Here is a 19,658-nt window from a genome sequence, read left to right as displayed (position 1 = left end):
TGGCGTGAACGGAGGGAAGACCAATGAACGGAGCCCCGCGCTTTTTCTCCTTCAACAAAAAGAGTGACTGGGACAAAGGACAGGCGGAAAATGTGACGACTTCTGATGAAGGAATATGTATTAGTCAGACGCAAACCTACATGTCCAGCAAATCGATTCGTGTAGCGGACTACTTAGGCTCGAACCGAATCGTTGATATTGCTCTATCCCGTTACGGGAAACTGTATTTGCTAACTCATCGTGCGGAGCTATGGTTGTTCGATCCATGGAACGGAACAACGGAAGCCGTGTTTGAAGGCGATCACGGATTGTTTACGGCAACGGCGTTAATTGCGGGTTCGGATCGTTTTGTGTATATCTTTGATCCGACTCGTCCACATAAATGTGCTGCTTACTCGGTCTATAACGGTCAGGCCGTGTGGCAGCTGGAGGAATGGGATGAGCTACCGCTCTATCCTTTGGCTGTAGCTGCTGATAAGCAGGATAACGTCTATGTGATCGTTCCTTTGCAAATTACCGAGATGTCGAACGGTGACATTTATGTTCCGCAGGGTGGTGAAATCGGGGTCGTTAAAATCGACGCTTCCGGACGTCCTGATCCATCGTTCCGCCAATCGTTCACCGTAGTTGCGACACTGACGAGCTTGGCGGACCTGGCACGAAACTTTTACATGGCTGTAGAGCATCAGCACGTGCACATCTTAGACACCCGCACGGGACAAGTCCATACGCTGACCGAAAATAGCAAGATTTCGCTATCGATTTCGATGCTTGAAGGTGCATTAGATTCGTCGGAGTCCGTATGTAGCTTTGCAGTCGCTGATATCGGGCGATTGTTTGTTGGATATTGCCGCCGTAATGATCGAGTGGCGGAGTATGATGGAATTGTAGGTACGATTCAAAGCTTCGACGTTTCAGGAAACGTTGCGACACTAACGTCTTCTCTTCAAGGGCATGCGGATAAAATATTATTCGATGATCATAAGCGCATGTACGTGCTGAACCGGAGCGCCAATGAACTGAATATCCGGCAACAAAGCTGGCGAACGAAGCCGATAAATGAGAGTGGTTCGCTGCGAGGCGTGTACTATTCGAATGCGATCGACAGTACAATTGAGGGCACGAATTGGCACAAGTTGCTTTTGGAGGCTGATATTCCAATTGAAACGGAAGTCCGGGTTTCGTCTTATGCATCGGATAAAGCGATGACGAGGGCCGAATGGATCGAACGTGAACAGCAGGGGCTGTTGACGATGTCCGAACCGATTGTCAATCCGGCGGATGCGCTGTTATTTAAGCAGACAGGACGGTTTTTATGGCTGAAAATCGAAATGTCCGGCAGTGAAAACAGCACACCATTGCTGAAGAAGCTGCGTGTTTATTTTCCACGAACTTCGCTGCTTTCGTATTTGCCAGCTATTTATGAGGAGGAAACCGGAGATGGCCCGTTCGGTCCCTTCTTAGAACGGTTTTTGGCGATGTTCGATACCGTCTTGATGGAGAAGGAAACAACGATTCAGCACATGGCCCGCTTTTTTGACGCGGATGCGGTATCCGGAGAGTTTTTACGCTGGATTGGAACGTGGGTTGGCATATCGGATGAGCATCATTGGGCAGAAGAACAACTACGGTCTTTTATCAGTCAATCTCCGGACTTGTATGCACGTAGGGGAACACGATCGGGAATGGAACGTATGATCAGCATTTTCACAGGGGAAAAACCGATTATTATCGAGCATTTTCAGTTGCAAGCGATGCAGGAACATACGGAGCTGAAATCGTTATACGTACGCTTGTATGGGGATAATCCGTATAGCTTTTTCGTACTTCTCACACCGGAGGCTATGAAGTCTGATCATACTCAACATGTCATTGAAAAAGTGTTAGCCGATCATAAGCCAGCTTTCACGGAGGCCCATGTCGTTGTGCTTGAGCCATGGATGTATATGGATATGCATACGTATTTGGGGATAAATACGGTATTAACCGAACCGCACAGGCTCGTGTTGAATGAGCAGTCCTCCATCCCACATGATACCGTACTGACGGAGTGGGATCGGGACAATCGCTTGGATATGCATATCCGGCTCGATATCGATGCCGAACTGGAGTGAGCGGCAAAAGAGGTTCATTTTTAAAGCACAGGGGGACATACAATGAAGAAGCCACGTCCATATCCTTTTGAAAAAAATCGGTACTTTTACGGCAAATTGTTGACGGTGCGCGATTTCGAATTGGAACAGCATTATGTTAACGAGAAGCGCTGGCTCATGAATCGGCTGCTGCATGGGGCGGGGATCGTCACCGGATTACAGGTATCGCGATATGACGACAAGTTTATATCTCTTGAACCTGGATTGGCGATTGACCATCTGGGTCAAGAAATTATTGTCGCTGCGCCTGTTAAACAGAAATTAAATCGTCTCCCAGGCTTTCCGAAATCGAATTTTTCGCAAAATGTGTATTTATGCCTTCAGTATAAGGAAAAATCGACTGAACCCGTACATTCCATAGCAGGTTCATCGACTCGACTGGAGGATATAAGGGAGTTTAATCGTGTGTTGGAAAGCTACCAACTCATTGTGAAAGAGGAACCGCCGGTAAGTACAGATAGCGAATACGCAGAGATCCTGTGGAATCATGCCGTTGTTTATGAGGACACGCAAGTACGGATCTGGCTGCAAATGCCGAAGTATGTCAATCCACAGGAAGTATTTGATGTTACGCTGCATGTGGAAAAAGCAGCGGAAGCACAGCGCATTCATATCCATTTCAATCTCGAATCCGAACAGTTTGCCCTTGCGAATGGTATCGGGAACAATCAGCTCGTCTTTACGGAGCCGGAGGGCAGTAAGCAGACCTACTTTGTTACGCATTTTCCGTTTAAGGTTCTGAGTAACAAGGAAGGCATAGGGCACTGGCGACTTTGTGCTGATTATGCCCATTTCATGATCGGGGATCGGACGGTGTTGCTGGGAGGCGATGGCTCCATAAACGGCGTTGAAATTGGTATCGTTCACGAGGCTGTCGGAAAAAAGCTCTTGCACGATTACTACTCACGTACGCTCGATCAAGCTTATAACAGTGCTCGAGACTGTATCTATTTAGCGAAAATCAGCTTACTCCAAATAAATACGTATGAAGGATTCACGTTTTGGATTGAAAGCGTAGATCCGATCCCTTTTGACAATTATGTGTACAACTCGACATTTGTCCAAAAGCTTGGCCAACTCGCGCAGACACCGCAGCCGAGTCGTGAAGCGATGCAAATCACATCTTCGTTAACGATGGTCACGAACAAGGAGAAACCGGAGCTATCAGCGCACTTCGACCAAGCGGGCAACGGGATCGTACTTGATTTATCCCTTCCCGAAGCCCCACCGGTTAGTGACTATATCCGAATGGGTGTATTCGAATTTCACCTGAAATCGACGAGGCTTAATCCATTCAGCCGTCATGATGCCATTTCTGATGAAATCAGTCACGGCCTAGGTGAAGGGCCCGTATTTGTTCATGTCGGAATCGAGATGGTCAGTGACAACGTTTTTTCTGAACTTACGAACGACGACGAACGGGTGTATTATGGCAATACCGATGTATTTAAAGGAAGCGCGTATGAGTGCGATTTTCCGAAAATTTCAATCGGGAGTGTTGTTTATCCGAAAAAAGGGACATTTCGGATTGGTATGAAGTTGCAACATGCGACTAGCTTGGAAGTTATACGCTTGCGCTGGTGGGCAATCAAGCGGCTTCTGGATTCGGAACCGCAAGATTATATTAGTGAAGCGGCTGTGACGTATAGCATGGATGACGAAGAAATGTAAGCGCAGGATGGATAGCGCCGCAACAAAGATGATCGGGCCGCTGTGGATTAGCGGCCCGTATCGTCGACATAAGTAACCTCAATGAGGGAAAGCTGACTGTCGCTATTACGGTAGTAGAGCTTATAGACGTAACCGTCTATCAAGTAGAGTGAGATCGTTGCATCGCTCGTCTTTATGATGGATTGCGGCACAACCGTGTCTTTTTCGCCGAACTTGTCTTTTTTTGCTGCGGCATGTTCCACGTCGTTGAGCAGTGTTTGCATGAGCTGTGTACCCCACACTTGTACAGTCGTGACAACTTGTTCACGTGGGTTAGTGCTTGGTGGTTGAAGCAAGAAGGTCAATCCCGTTTGGCTGTAAGTCAAAGCCAACTTGGCACCGGAAAGTCCAGAAGCGGCGGCTGTCGACGTTGTCTGGGCTGGTAATGGTGCAGTTGGTGTTTGTGCTGAAGACGGTTTAGTAGATACAGTTGGTGCAGATGATTCAGCAGACGCAGGTGGTGCAGATAATGTAGATGATTCAGCAGATGCAGATAATGTAGATACTTCAGTAGGTGACTTAGTTGCTGATTCTGCCGCTGAAGCTTGCAAAGTACTATCTCCTGCTACACCCGACGGTTTGCCGAGAATTTCCTCCAGCTTGTGTTGGCCTAGCCCTAAGAATCCTGGGATATAAATGGCCCCTTGCTTGAAATAGCCTTTAAACCAAGCTTGTCCATCCTTATCCAATAAGGTACCAAGCCCGTCGTAAAGATCATTTTGGAATTTGCCCTCGTAAATAGGGGCGCCATGTTCATACTGCTGTCCGGGTCCGTTTCGCTTACCCGACACAAATGTGCCACTATAAAGGATCTCGCCTTTATTATCAAACAGGGCACCTTGTCCACCATATGCACCTGCCGCGAACTGTCCTTTATAATTGACAGCGCCATTCGTGTGAAACTCTGCCCCTTCACCTGACAAGACACCAGCTTGAAATGCACCTTCATACTGAGTGGAACCGTCTGGTCGCAGCAGCTTGCCGCTCCCACTATATTTTCCATTTAAAAACGGCCCTTTATATTTGATCGATCCGGTTGCATAATAGGCAGTGCCAGCACCAGAAAAAGAACCGCCACTAAAGCCACCTTCGTACAATTTCACGCCATGCCCGTCGTATAATACACCGGCACCGTCGTAGCTGCCGCTCGCAAACGCACCTTCGTACCGCTTACTGCCATTCTTATCGTTCTCCGTTCCTTGAATGATGGAACCATTCTTGAACTCGCCTTGATATTGAATGGGGCCTGAAGCATGGTATAAGATACCCGAACCAGCGTAAACGCCTTCAGCAAATTGTCCGCGGTAAAGCACACGACCCTGATCATCGTAACGGATGCCGTAACCATTCATTTTTCCTTTGGCAAACCCGCCATCATAAATCACTTTTCCTTCGGAATTATATAGCTTACCGCTACCATCATATACACCTTCGACAAGATCACCACGGTAAATCAATGAGCGCGAGCGGTCATACACTTTAGCAAGCCCAGTAAAGACAAGCGGTTTCTCTATTTTTTCATAGATGGAGGTAGGTAAATGAAGCCACTTATTCAAAAAGACTGGACGCTGAATGAAGCCAAAATAAATAACGAGAATGAGAGCAATTGCAAGTAGGAGCAGAAGTCTTTTAGCAAAGTAATAGCGACCGACGCGTACGTAATCCTTGACGGTTACGTTTTGAGGTAGCAGCCATTGCACAGGCTTTTTAAGGATAGCAGTGACCTTTTTCATAAATCCCTGCCACCATTCGAGCGTTTTTTTGAGCGGAACGACTTGTTGTCCTTGTAAAGGAGCGGGAGCTGGCGGCTTCGTATCTTGCCGTAGTTTCGGAATTGCATTATTATCCATAAGCTGCCTCCTTGGCATCGTTGTTATGGAACTTGAATGGTCATTTGACCGGGCATTGTAATTTGAATGACGCCTGCCCAAGCACACATTAATTTGGAGTTGTTATTGAGAGCGGGCATGTTTCCAATCAGGACGGTAGGTGAACCTGGCACCCATGGAGCAGGGAGCACGGGCATGCAGGGAGCAGGTGTCAATACGCCCAAGGCAGCCGCAGTAGCGGCAGCTACCGCTGGGTTGGCAATCGAATTGCACATGACAAAAGGAGGGACGTTAACGACCGGATTATGGTCCATAATCGTCGCAATTGGAGCAGCAGCTGTCACTCGCTTGGTAGGCAATACGTTTAACGTGCTCGGGGCTGATCCGAAGCTGCATTGCAGCATGGCACCTCCGCATACGAGTTGGCTCATAATCGATCGAATCTCCTTCAATAGGAATGATTTTCTTTTCTATTTTACTACAAATTCCGCCACAAATCGCGTTAAAAAATGGTAGACTTTAAGGAGTAGAAGTTGTTGAGTTAGATGAAGTGCTGACGCTTTCTTCGCTGACCATAATGAACGGATTAGGGATTGGTATAGAGGATGGCGATCTAGCCTAAGGGGGCAGGCGCATGTCACGAGGCAAGATGGAACATTCAAATAAACGCGAACCAAATTCGGCCCAATTTACAACACAACGACAATTTGATACGGAAAAAGCGAATTCAGCCCCAAGCGATGTTGTACGTTCATTTAGCTCTGATTCATTAACTTCGTCGTCGATTTTGCAGCTGCAACGGACGATAGGTAATCAAGCGGTGCAGCGTATGTTAGCGGAAAATCAATCTATAGAGTCGTCCGCAGAAAGAACGGAAGCAGACATGGGAACGGGAGGAATGCCTGCTGCGCTGCAGCTTAAGATGGAGCAAGCCTTTAATACGGATTTTTCGCAGGTCCGCATTCATCCGAGTTCGTCAAAGGCATCCACAATCGGCGCGCTCGCCTACACACAGGGCAACGATGTCCATTTCGCGCCTGGTCAGTTTCAGCCTGACAGTATCGGTGGGCAGGAACTTTTGGGCCATGAGCTGACGCATGTCGTGCAGCAGAGACAGGGAAGGGTTCAGGCGACAACACAGGCTAAAGGCGTTCCGGTAAATGACGACCCCGGGTTGGAGAAAGAGGCTGATGATAATGGGAAATTAGCCGCCAGAGGGGATCGAACCTTACTAGGGACGGGGGGAGCCTCATCCTTGGGAATGATGAGCGTTATTCAAGGTTTATTTCCTGCAGATGAAGTCCAAGAGATTGTATCCGGACAAACGGTCTACGGTGAAGTCGTCACCTTCGATCAATTCGGAAGGATTACATATACGAATAACAATGCTCCTATTAATGGCGTATTTAAGCTCAGAAGTAAACATGTTTTTAGCCACCCCAAATATGGGAACGGGTACATCCTTATGAGCTATGCTGACAAAAATGATTATTTTGTAGACCTGTCACAAATTTCAGATCCAACCCGATGGCAGAACCTATTTTCCGCAGATCATGTGCAGGAAGTCGTTTCGGGTCAAGCGGTCTACGGTGAGGAAATGACGGTTGATTCCAACGGTAACTATATATTTTCCGGTAATGTGATAACGATCAGTGGTGTACATAAATTAACAAATACGAAAATGGTCAGACATCCGCAATATGGGGATGGATACCTTTTTATGAACTATGACGATGGAAAAATGTACTATGTGAACATGCCGCAAATTCTTAATAAATCCCTATGGAAAAACGTTGATAGAAGTCGTGGTTCGGACTATTACGTTCCTACATTAAGTGTGCCGCAGGTGGACGATGGAATATGGAATGCGAAAGGAATTGGTAAAAAAGAGCCTGTAGGCAAGACGACGTCGGCCAAACGAACCAAAGATAAGAAATCGTTAGATCGGCCTGATTTTCATTCTGTCAACAGAGTGGATATTCCGACTAGTCAACATGCATACATGACGCTTGGAACCAAAAGTACGGGAGCAGAACGAATCATACAACAAGAAGAACGTAGAAGATTAGGACATGAAGCTTCACAAAGCTTTATCATTGGCTCTTTGCAGAAAGGAACACCCGACACCGAGCAGGCCATCACGTACTGCACGTATTGCCTACAGTGGTTTACACCGCCGGAACTCGATTCCGACCACGCCATCACTTGGAGTGCAATTGGTAAGTGGCTGCTGCAAATCGTTGCTAAGTTAAATAAGCAGCCTGGCTTCTTAGCCGAGTTAACGGAGCAATTCAAATCGATCGGGCTTCGATTTAATGATTTTTTCAGAAAATTAAACGGACAATGGGATGTGACGGCAAACGGGGCAAAAATTTTGTTTAACAACGTTAAAAATTTAGCTCTTTCTTGCAAAACGTGCAACCAATTGATTCGCAATGATGAGGAATTCCGTGATTTTATGGGAGGGAATTTACATTTTGGAGAGCCATTTTTAAAATGGATGGATGGTCAACAGGCAAGTTTTAAGTCCGGTGAAATTACTTCCGATGACGGGAAATACGCTGGCGAATTCGTGAAAATATGGATTGCAATTACCTCTTACATTCAGCAAGCGATTCGAGAAAACCGTAAAATTAAAGTACAATCCTTGCAGCAGTCGGAACGTGTTAAACGAATGACGCGTGCAATCATTAGCGGAGATACCGCTAAGGCTAAAGGGCTACAGCAAAAGCAGTTAATGCATGCTACGATGTCTGAAATGGTTGAAACGGAGATTGATAGTGAGGGAGAAGAAGAGTTTGAAGTGCTGCAAAAACAGATTCCTATCGTGATCAAACAGTCGAAACAGCTTATCCAGCAAGGGGTTACCTTTAATCTCGAAGCGGACTATCAGCTGCTCCAGCATACAATACAAGAGCGAGACGAAGCTTGGGAAGAAACGGAACAGATGGTTGAGGATTTGGATGAGCTTCAAGATGAACTGTCCGATACGCAACACGATTTGCAGCAATTGAAGGCACAGCTGTATCATAAAACGGTTGAAAACCAAGAACTGAAAGATCAGATTCACAAACAGGGAGAGGATAATCGGGAGTTATTTAACGCGGCAGTGTCTCATGCACGGCGAGCAGACGATGCTGAGCAGGAGGTTGGTAGACTCCAAAGCGAGAATGAAAGCTTGCAGGAGCAGATGCAAAGGATGCAGCAGCAAATGATGCAGATGCAACAAATGCTGGCCATGCAAAATTATCAGCAGACACAGCAGCAGACACAGCAGCAGACACAGCAACAGGCACAGCAACAGCGCGGAATGCAGCCCCCGCCATCGTATGGCCGCTTCGGCTTTCGGCCATTCGGTCAATAGTTAACTTATCTCGCACATTTTCATTGGATTCAACCATGCATATACAATCTGATCGCAATACCGAATTTGTCCGAAAGCTGTTTCAAATATTGAGTTATATACCCAATAACGTTTATAATAGTTCAAGTAAAAAGTATAAAAGAAAAGGTGTCATTGATGAGCATATTAAATGTAGAAAAATTAAGCCACGGCTTTGGTGATCGTGCGATCTTCAAGGACGTTTCCTTCCGCCTGCTTAAAGGCGAGCACATTGGACTGATCGGTGCCAACGGCGAAGGTAAGTCCACGTTTATGAACATTATTACAGGCAAGCTTCAACCGGATGAAGGCAAGGTCGAATGGTCCAAGCGCATGCGTGTTGGATATTTGGATCAGCATGCCGTACTTACGAAGGGATCATCGATCCGCGACGTCTTGCGTGGAGCCTTCCAATATCTATTTGATATGGAACAAGAAATGAATGATATGTACGGCAAGATGGGGGATGTAACCCCAGAAGAGCTGGAAAAGCTACTTGAGGATGTTGGAACGATTCAAGACACGTTAACGAATCAAGATTTCTATTTGATTGATTCTAAGGTTGAAGAGACGGCACGTGGTCTTGGACTTAACGATATCGGCTTGGATAAAGACGTTCATGATCTCAGTGGTGGACAGCGGACGAAGGTGCTATTGGCCAAGCTATTGCTTGAGAAGCCAGACATCCTGCTCTTGGATGAGCCGACGAACTATCTCGATGAGCAGCATATCGAATGGTTGAAACGTTACTTGTTAGCGTACGAGAATGCATTCATTCTTATTTCGCATGATATTCCGTTCCTTAACGGCGTTATTAACTTGATTTACCATATGGAAAATCAAGAATTAAACCGCTATGTAGGCGATTACGACAAATTCCAGCAAGTTTATGAAATGAAGAAGCAACAGCTGGAATCTGCGTATAAGCGTCAACAACAAGAAATTGCTGACTTGAAAGACTTCGTTGCGCGTAACAAAGCGAGTGTAGCAACTCGTAACATGGCGATGTCCCGCCAAAAGAAGCTTGATAAGATGGAAGTCATCGAACTTGCGCAGGAAAAACCGAAGCCGCAGTTCAACTTCAAGGATGCTAGAACGTCTAGCAAGCTGATTTTTGAAACGACGGATCTCGTCATTGGTTACGATGAACCATTATCTCGCCCGCTTAGCCTTCGCATGGAGCGTGGGCAAAAGGTCGCGCTTGTCGGTGCCAACGGGATTGGTAAGACAACGTTGCTTCGCAGCATTTTAGGGGAGATCCAAGCGGTATCTGGCTCTGTTCAGCTCGGAGATAACTTGGAAATCGGCTATTTCCAACAGGAAATGAAGGATGCAAATTACAATACTTGTATCGAAGAGATTTGGAAAGAGTTCCCTTCCTTTACGCAATTCGAAGTGCGTGCAGCACTTGCGAAATGTGGACTCACAACTAAGCATATCGAAAGTAAAATTACTGTGCTTAGCGGTGGTGAGAAGGCTAAGGTACGCCTATGTAAGTTGATTAACAATGAAACGAATCTACTCGTGCTCGATGAGCCGACGAACCACTTGGATGTAGATGCGAAGGATGAGCTTAAGCGTGCCCTCAAAGCATACAAAGGCAGCATTTTGCTCATTTCCCACGAACCTGAATTTTATCGGGATGTCGTTACAGAAACGTGGAACTGTGAGTCTTGGACGACGAAAGTATTTTAATACATGCTCAAAGAGCCGACTCTATCGTAATTTACGCGATAGAGTCGGCTTATTTTTTTGTCATATCGTTTAAAGACAGGTAGGAAAATGTTGGTTTTCGTCGAATTCTCCCATTACATCGATATGGACGATATCAACTCGAGACTAAACTATATTATGTGTTTGGATTGTTATTCGGGTTGTCGGAGTAGTTTCCATGTCAACTTATACGTTGGGAGGTGAAGTGTTGGTGAACCGTACCGTCAATGAGAAATCGCGCACCGCATATTCTAGAGTTTGGGAGCACTTGCATGACGAGCTGCTGCTGTTGGATTTAAAGCTTCACGCCATTTGGCACAAACGCAACGCAGCAGGTGCGGACAATCCATTCGATCATTTGAAAGGACTAGTCATGTCTGAGCAAGAAATCCTGTATTGGCTGAATGAACCAACTGTCGATCATGACGAAGATATTGACTTCCGAATTAGGGCGTTGGAAGAGGAGATAGAAGCGCGTTTGCAGTTGTGTACCAAATTGCAAGCGGTTACGCCTCTGCAATATGTGTCAATCGTATTCGGGTTGTCGGCCTATGAGGCCCGCTGCATAATGATTTGCCTCGCACCTGAAGTCCATCGGAAATATGAAAAGATTTATGCTTATTTGCAAGATGACGTTACGCGTAAAAGTGCCTCTGTGGATCTGATCTTGCAGTTAACTGAAGGGGAATGGGAGGAGAAGTTTCAAGCGAGAAGCTACTTGTCCGCAGGCAGTACGCTGCAACGGTTCTTTTTTACATCGCATACGCAAGTGTCGGGCCATACGCTGTTAAGCAAGTCACTCCAACTCGACGAGAAAATAGTCGCATTTATGCTGGGGGCAAATAAGCTGGATGATCGACTTTCTCCTTTCTGCGAAATGATTTATCCGTCGGGTCAACTGAGTGAGTTGCTCGTTGATAAACAGCTTCAGGATAAGCTAAAGGCATTTGCGGGGCGGATGTACGAGTCGGATTCGCATTCGGATTCCAAAGGGCAGCAGGGATTGCTGATTTGTATATCGGGCGCTGCCGGATCAGGAAAGCTGTTCCACGTCAAGCATTTTTGCCAGCACTTTTTGCATCCTTTGCTTGTGGTAGATGTAAGACGAATGTTGCAGGAAGATAAACCGTTTGACGAGTTAATAACACACTTGATTCGCGAGGCGGTGCTGCAACAAGCGGTAATCTGCTTCCGGCATATCGAGGCGAGCTTGCAACAGGATCCGGCTATAAGCAAGAAGCTAGACCTTATCATATCCTCGATGAAGTATTTCCCGCGGGCCGTGTTTTTTTTATCAGAACGTGCGTGGAAACCGAATATAGCGGTGCAGAGGCGCTGCATGGATGCAGAAATCGACATTCCGGATGAAGGACAGCGGGAAAAGCTGTGGTCGAAGATGTCGCAGCCTTATGTATGTGATCAAGCAGGAATCTCATGGGGAACTTTGGCCGGGGCGTTTCGGTTCACCCCAGGGCGTATCGAACAGGCGTTGGAACAAGCGCATACGATTAGTTTGTGGGACGTAGCTGAAGGCGGTCGGATTCGTTATGAGCATGTAGTGGCGGCTTGTTATCGTGGAGCTCAGCATCAATTGGAGACGAAGTCGACGAGAATAAAGCCGAAATATGGCTGGGCCGATGTCATCTTACCGTTGGAGCAAATGGAACAACTTCGCAATGCATGCAACCAAATTAAGTATCGACATATCGTATTTGGTGAATGGGGCTTTTCGCAAAAGCTTTCGTATGGCAAAGGGGTTAGCATGCTATTTTCGGGGCCTCCTGGAACAGGCAAGACGATGGCGGCAGAAGTCATTGCTGGCGAGCTGGCGTTGCAAATGTATAAAATCGATTTGGCTCAAGTTGTGAGTAAATATATTGGAGAAACGGAAAAGAATTTGCACGATATTTTTAGAGAAGCGCAGTTGAGTCATGCGATATTGTTCTTTGACGAGTGCGACGCGTTGTTCGGCAAGCGGTCAGAGGTTAAAGATTCTCACGATAAATATGCAAACATGGAAACGTCCTTCCTGCTGCAAAAAATGGAGGAGTACGAGGGAATTACCATTATGGCGACCAACTATGCGCAAAATATTGATGAAGCATTTTTGCGGCGTATTAGCTACGTTGTTAAGTTTCCGTTTCCGGATGCTACCTATCGTGAGGGGATTTGGCGTTCTTTGTATCCCAAGGAAGCGCCAGTATCGGATGAAGTTGATTACGCTTATCTTGGACGCAAACTGGAACTATCGGGAGGGCATATCAAAAATATCGTCGTTTCTTCGGCATTTCTGGCAGCCGAAGCTGGTGAATCGATTGGAATGCGGCATATTTTGCAAGCGGCTCGCTACGAGTTGCTCAAAAACGGAAAGATCATGTCAAATCGCGATTGGGACGAATATGCAGAGGATTAATTAAGCTGTATTAATCAAGCTGTATTAGCCCTTGCAATTTAGACTCCAAAATCATTTGTCGTAGGTGGGGGAATGAGTGTCAATGATGACGCATCAAACAGCATCTAAAACCGGTCAAGGCAATGAATCTCACGCGACTCAAACGCCGCTCGGCACGAACGATAGTGCTCTGCACGAGCCAACACTCGGAGCAAGTCAAAACCGTGTATCGTTGACTCATCAGGGACTCCTTCATATGCAGCACGTTTCTGGAAATGATTCTGTTTTACAGATGGTTTCCCTATTGCAAGATGTTCGGCAAGGCCCGGGCTCAACGGCTTCTCCTTCCACCAATCAGGTCATTCAGCGTTGGAAAGCTGGCGATTCAGAGGGGGATATTATTGATGAAATTTTGAGTAAATTGGAAGACCCGTCTACTACCGTCGATCGTACACATAAAAGATTGCTTATCGACTCCATATATAATAGGCATTCAAGGATAGCGGTAGACATTCAGCTGCTTTCTGAGGCAGAACACGGGCAGCCCGTCTTTATTAGTCGCGGTCCGGTAAATGACGGCAAAGGCGTGAAATCATACATCCTATATATTGCGGAAACGATCAATCAAGAGGCGCTTCTTCCCTTGTTGCGTTCGGCGCTGCGGCAAATTCAAGATTGGGCAAGCGAAACCCCCGGTTGGTTCGATCCTTCCGAAGCAGGCAGCAAACGAAAGACAGGCAGCGAATCGGGCATACCCCAAGTAAGATCAGGTGTACGGACGTTGGAAGATCGGGTTGTTCAATCCATACAAACTGATATTCCCGAATCAGCTTTGTGGAGCACACTAGTAGACTGGCTACCTCATTTGGAAGAACATCCAAATGCCCAAGCATTAAGTGTCCAGTTTGCGAGTCTAACAGAATTTACAGCTTCGGAATTGAAGCTGACTCTGGCTTCGTCGACACGTTTCCTTGCTCAATTGAGCGAATTTTATCTTAGATTTCACAAATCAACTTCGGAGCGGGAACATCCGGATATGCCGACAGGGCTGATCAATCACCTCAACATGGTAACCGAGAAAACAAAACAGTCCAGAGAGCGATATATGGCGAGTTTGAAGGAAAAAGCTACGAATACGGATACCGATTTTGAGAAAGCAAAGAAAAAACGAAGAAATGAAACGCCTCCCGTACCCGTACCTTTGCTGGTCAAAAAAGACGATCCGATTGTGGAGACACCGCTCATCGACAAACCAACAACAGCAAGCGATGAATCATCGAGTACTCCAATACATGAGGATACTAACGATGCTTTTTTGGAGATGTTAATGGAATATTCCGATTATAGTGATGAAGTAGTGGTGGAGAAGAAACCAGAAGAGGAATTCCCCTTTTTATTTGAACACATCGACAAGAAGCATCACACGGATTTGGAAAAAGAAATAAAAGAACAAAAGCCTCGTATGGGAAATGTGCTGCGTCAGCTCAATTTATACATCAATGGAGAGTTGCTTCTAGGGACTTTCTTGGCGAACTTCAAAAAATCAGACGACAAAAAATATCTCATCGCTTTTAAAGAAAAGTTTGACGTGAGCATCGATATTCCGGATACATTTTTGGAAAAACCCGTGAAGAAGCTGGAGCTTAGAGATACCCTGCCCACGAAGAAAACGATAGATAACGCGGTCGATGCTTTTTTCATCACGAAGCTAGAAGCCGGATTTCTCGTGCGCACACTAGGTTTCCATACAGCAGCCCGCTTAATCTCCTACTATCGTAAAAATAATGCGATGGCCGCGATTCGCGGCTTGATTGATCAATTGCGCGACACGTTGGCAAACGTGAATACTGCCGCTAATGATGATGAGCAGAACAGCCCGTTGTCTTCAGAATCACTTATTTTGGACACGAACATTGCTAAAGCGCTCCTCCTAGCGGATGCCGATATGAATCCGGAGGAGCTACAAGTCAAACGCAAAACGATGGAACTGCTGAATGGTCGTACGGTGAAGGACATTCGGCTTCCGAACATGGTCATTGGTGAATTGGTGCAATTCGGAACCCGCGTCTTCGAAGCTGGCTCCAAAAAAACACCGAGCATTCCATGGAAGCCAATGCCGATCACTGGCAAGCGAGACGGTTCGAACCACCAAGGACAGTATGCCGCCGATTTGCTTATGTTGGAGCAGCGGCAGGTCGGTGGATCCAAGGGCGCGCCTGATCGGCAACTTGTCGTCGATTCGCTACATGCGTTGACGCAATCGGAAGCAACTGAAGTACGCTTAATTACCGCGGATAAAGGAATAACGAAGCATTTGTATGAAATGTACTTGGAGCAGGAAGTGAAAAAGAAAGAGAAAGAGAAAGAGATAGGGAAGGGGAGTACGGGCCTACCTGATGGCTCTGCACCATCTCTTGGTTCTTCAACGGCAATCGGTGAGGCCGTTCCTGATGTCGAGGTGCCGGATGTGAAGAAGTATGTTTCCGATAAACCTTTCATATTGGAGCTAGGCGGTCGCAAGCTGACGATCATTCCGGTTGACGCGACGGTGAAGGAAGAAGACAAGACCTATGAATTTTACAAGCCGGACGGAGCTAAGGCCGATCCGATCGTACACGGCAGTGACAGCTACAACGAGATAGTCGTGCCGAACAAAGGTCCCGCTGCCACACTATTCGGAAAGCCGATCGGCAAAAAAGATTCAACGGTTACCGTGAAAGATTTAATTGAGCTCGTATCCGCCAATCAATATGATATCGCTTTCGTTGGCGGTTCCGTGCGGGATTCCTTGCGTGGTGAATCACCTAAAGACATCGATGTCACGACGAACATGGATATCGATTCGCTGGTCGCGATGCTGATTGCGGACGAACGTTTTTCCAATATCCCTCGCAATGTCGTCAAAACGGATAAGCTGCATCTGGTCCAACTTGCCATTCAAACCGAATTTTCCATCGATATTACGTGCGTACCCAGAGAAAGGGCAACTGAGGTCCGATCCTTCGCAGACTCCGGATTTTACGAAAAAGATGCCAAAAAACGAGATTTTTCGATGAATTCGCTTTATATCGATAAGACAGGCAAGCTTCATGATCCTACAGGACGCGGAGTAGCCGATACCTTGTCTAAAAACTTGTATTCGCTGGAAAGAAGCTTTGTTGAAGAGCTATTTGAATTGATGTCATTTAATCGACTCGGGCGGTTGCTTAAATTTTCTGCCAGAAACTATCATATTGCTGACGAGCAACTGCAATTGATCCGTAAACGGATAGTTGAGTTAATAAGCAATGCCCACAATGACAAGGATACTCGGGCCGTTAAAATGGCGCAGATTCTGGATCAAGCAAGAGAACGTACCCCTGCGGAGCTTATTCAGGTCATGAGGGATTTAGGTTTTTCGGACAAGCTGATCCGTCAATTGTTTCCGGATAGTCCTTCCGGGTTTTTTGAGGACGGTACACCGAGTTATAGACATAGTATTATTCCTGGGAGATTGGATAATCCACAAACGTCTAAGCTGCCAGATGACGGTTTGCCTGATGTAAAATACGACACGGAGAGCGGGCGACTGTATCAGTACCGCATGTTCGTGAAGGATCAGGACGAGGAAAATTTGATGGTGGATATGGACTTAACCGAGCACGGCATGGCGGGTCATACATCGCCGCATTATCACTTGTACCGATGGATCGATAAAGAGTCAGGAGAAGGGGAGTGGGACAAGCATAGTCAGGGGATGTCGGCTACCGGCGAACCTGGTAGGCCTGCGATTGAGAACAGCAAGTATGTCGGACCACGCCCATGGCGTTGGACAGAGAATCTTAAGGATGAGCAGCCGGTGGAAGTGTGGATTAAGGACATTCAAACCCAGATGCAGAAAGATGGCATTGCGATAGAGATAACGAATGCAGGCGGTGATATGCTCAGCTTCGCTGGCGAAATACGTATCCATGTTAATAAGATCCGCGAATTAAAAGCTAAAAACAAGCTAGATGAGCTGCTGATGTTCGTCTACAAAATCTCGGAGAAAGGAAAGCTGCCTTATACGGAGGACATGTCTAGCATATCGCTCATTAGCTCAGGTGGGGAAAGGCTTAGGTTCCGTAAGCACCAGTTCGAAATTTCCGAAATGTTAACCCATTTTGACATAGAGGAGCGGCCTGTTCAGGATGCCCATTGGATTCGGCTGTTCGATTTGCTGCATTACATGAAATCCGATATCGATGCAGTTATGCTGAAGAGCGCGGCCAAGTGGGCGAGGAGCAAAGCTGGATTTCCTGTTCTTAATTGGACTCATTTTGTAGAGTTTTTTGAGTTTTACTTGGCTTCGTCTGAACAGGCTCCAACTGCTGTGAAAGCTACTGCGGATTCGGCTGTGGACTCTAACGAGGACTCTACTAAGGACTCTATTATAGAGGCTGAAAGGGAAAAGGAAGTGAATGTAGCGTACACGTCTACAACCGTATCCGTATCCGTAGGTGAACAATTAAGCCATCATGCCAACCTCAAGCAATCGCTTAAAGAACATGGGCGGGAGATTAAGGCCCTCGCAGCCAATGGTAAGATCGGCTTTATTTCAGAACCATCAGCAAAATACCATTATATAAAGCACAGTAAAGGAATCCAGCAGAAAACCGGATCAACGGGGTACGGCTTCGAACAGTATTTGAACTCCGCATTGGAAACGATCGAATCTGGGGATATGATCAGCGACAATTATGAGCAGCTAGGAACCCAACAGTTCGTCTTCATCAAAAATGGGAATAAAGCGATCGTTCGTGTCGAACTGGACGACACCGCTCATTTGGCGACCTTCTATGATATATCCAAAAAGGATACAGATATGGAGGATGCCAAGGAATATGCCGAGTTGGTAGAAACTTCTGCAACGGGTCGTATGGAACGTGACGGAGTATCGGGGTCAAAAGAGGCCAGTGAAATAAACCAGCTGTTCGGTTCGCTTGAGTATTTTATCCAATCGGCGCAAGCGCATGTATACGAAGGTTCACAGGAGTTGGCCGACAGACAGGCGAAGGCCGCTGGGCAAATCTTGAGTGATATCATTATCCCGATGTTTTATGCGAAGCTGGACAGGCTGGAGCCTAATTATGTGGTGAATACAATTAAACGAATCATTTCTTTTCGCAATCAAGTTGATTTTCTCGAAAATCTGGGAGGGAAATGGAAAGAACAGCAAGCGATCGAAGCATTGATCGAGAAGATAGAGCGAGAGAGTGATCTGCTGTCCAATGAAATTCTAGAAGTTACTGAAACCTTGAAAAAGGCAGCGCTTCCTGAGTCAACGAAAGAAAGCTTGGACGTTCAGTCCGACCCTCGGGTGAGGGTCACCATTTTGGGCGAAAAGCTGCATAAAATGGAGTCAGAGCTTCTAAACAACCGGGAGGAATTGAAAAAGCTCAAGCTATTCGCCAACACAGTGCCGATGGTCGTCTCCAGCTCGTCTGTGAGCGCCATGCCACAGGGACTGCTCAATGTAGGCAACTCCTGTTATATCGGTTCTATTATGCAAATGATGGCGTCCAATTCCACATTCACCAATCTGTTTATGGAGTCGCCTTCAGTTTCTAGCACGTCTGTGGCTGCCAACACGTCGTCTGATGTCATCCCGCCTTCTGTAGTCATGTCTGCGGCGGTGCGAGAACTGCAACTGTCAGGACGAGCGATCATGCAGAAATTGTTGACGAACGGACTAGTGCTCGAAGCGGAAATCCTAGCATTCCGCAAAGCGTTACTGCGCAATGGTTGGATTAACGGAAACGTTAGCCGAATCGCGTCCCAACAGGATGCGGCTGAATTGCTCCTCTTCTTAACCGATAAGTTGAATTTCAACGATCAAGTGAAAGTGAGAACGACCTATGCTTTAAACGACGGGGAAGAGCAGGTCGATTCTAAGGAAGCAGCGCTCGTATTAAACCAAATAGAAGAAGGGATGGACTTGAATCAATTGGTTGAGCTAAATACGTCCAGTATGATCGAGAGGTTCAGGGACGAGAGCAACGTTCAGTCTAACCGTAAATTTACTAGCCTTCCGAATGTGCTCACAATCCAACTGGCCCGGTTTACATACAGCCGTGAGCTGCAGAGGGTGGTCAAGATCGATACGACGGTACCTGTACCCGATCGGGAGCTGACGATCAACCCCGCATGTATTGAAAATGGAACGGAAGCGGTTAAGTATGAACTGAATAGCTTCATTTTGCATCTCGGTGCCAGTCCGGATTCAGGACATTACGTCGGATACTTCCGTAAAAATAATCAATGGTACGGATTTAATGACTCTTTAATGCGGGTTGTATCACCTGCAGAGGTAGACATAGTGAGCCGACACGCCTATTTATTAAGCTTCACCAAAAGGACAGGTTGATAAAAAGGTACCGGCAGGCGGTCATAGAAAGGCTCAGACACACTGATTTCAAAATAATAGAAACATGTTAAGATATGTGCAAGCGCAGACGCTT

At 46.5% G+C, this 19,658-nt stretch carries 8 protein-coding genes; 6 read left to right on the top strand and 2 right to left on the bottom strand.

Annotated features, from left to right (window positions below; genetic code table 11):
- Positions 1-23 precede the first annotated feature (23 nt).
- Together KIK04_RS23280 and KIK04_RS23275 are read left to right on the top strand one after the other, a co-directional pair.
- Positions 24-2,114, top strand: a complete 2,091-nt coding sequence (locus tag KIK04_RS23280; protein ID WP_232276160.1) for a phage tail protein — start codon at positions 24-26, stop codon at positions 2,112-2,114.
- 42 nt (positions 2,115-2,156) lie between these two features.
- Positions 2,157-3,824, top strand: coding sequence for a hypothetical protein (locus tag KIK04_RS23275; RefSeq protein WP_232276159.1), 1,668 nt, complete (start codon positions 2,157-2,159; stop codon positions 3,822-3,824).
- 47 nt (positions 3,825-3,871) lie between these two features.
- On the opposite strand, the gene KIK04_RS23270 is transcribed toward KIK04_RS23275, so the two are convergent.
- Both KIK04_RS23270 and KIK04_RS23265 read right to left on the bottom strand, forming a co-directional pair.
- Positions 3,872-5,713 carry an MORN repeat-containing protein gene (locus tag KIK04_RS23270; RefSeq protein WP_232276158.1) on the bottom strand — a complete coding sequence of 614 codons (1,842 nt, stop codon included), beginning with the start codon at positions 5,711-5,713 and terminating at the stop codon, positions 3,872-3,874.
- Positions 5,714-5,736: 23 nt separating this feature from the next.
- Entirely contained in the window at positions 5,737-6,123 is a 387-nt protein-coding gene (locus KIK04_RS23265; protein ID WP_232276157.1) for a DUF4280 domain-containing protein, read from the bottom strand.
- 203 nt (positions 6,124-6,326) lie between these two features.
- Between KIK04_RS23265 and KIK04_RS23260 the strand changes: the two genes are divergently transcribed.
- The 4 genes from KIK04_RS23260 (at position 6,327) to KIK04_RS23245 (ending at position 19,564) form a co-directional block, all read left to right on the top strand.
- Complete coding sequence (locus KIK04_RS23260; RefSeq protein WP_232276156.1) at positions 6,327-9,056, top strand: eCIS core domain-containing protein; 2,730 nt, start codon at positions 6,327-6,329, stop codon at positions 9,054-9,056.
- Between the two features lie 156 nt (positions 9,057-9,212).
- Positions 9,213-10,769, top strand: a complete 1,557-nt coding sequence (locus KIK04_RS23255; RefSeq protein ID WP_232276155.1) for an ABC-F family ATP-binding cassette domain-containing protein — start codon at positions 9,213-9,215, stop codon at positions 10,767-10,769.
- Positions 10,770-10,965: 196 nt separating this feature from the next.
- Complete coding sequence (locus tag KIK04_RS23250; RefSeq protein WP_232276154.1) at positions 10,966-13,200, top strand: ATP-binding protein; 2,235 nt, start codon at positions 10,966-10,968, stop codon at positions 13,198-13,200.
- Between the two features lie 82 nt (positions 13,201-13,282).
- A complete protein-coding gene (locus KIK04_RS23245; RefSeq protein WP_232276153.1) occupies positions 13,283-19,564 on the top strand; it encodes a hypothetical protein in 6,282 nt (2,093 codons plus the stop codon).
- The last annotated feature ends 94 nt before the right edge of the window (positions 19,565-19,658 follow it).

The organism is Paenibacillus sp. 481, assembly GCF_021223605.1.
Lineage (GTDB): Bacteria > Bacillota > Bacilli > Paenibacillales > Paenibacillaceae > Paenibacillus_B.
The sequence above is the reverse complement of the archived record's forward strand: the minus strand, read 5'-3'. Positions and strand labels throughout refer to the sequence as shown.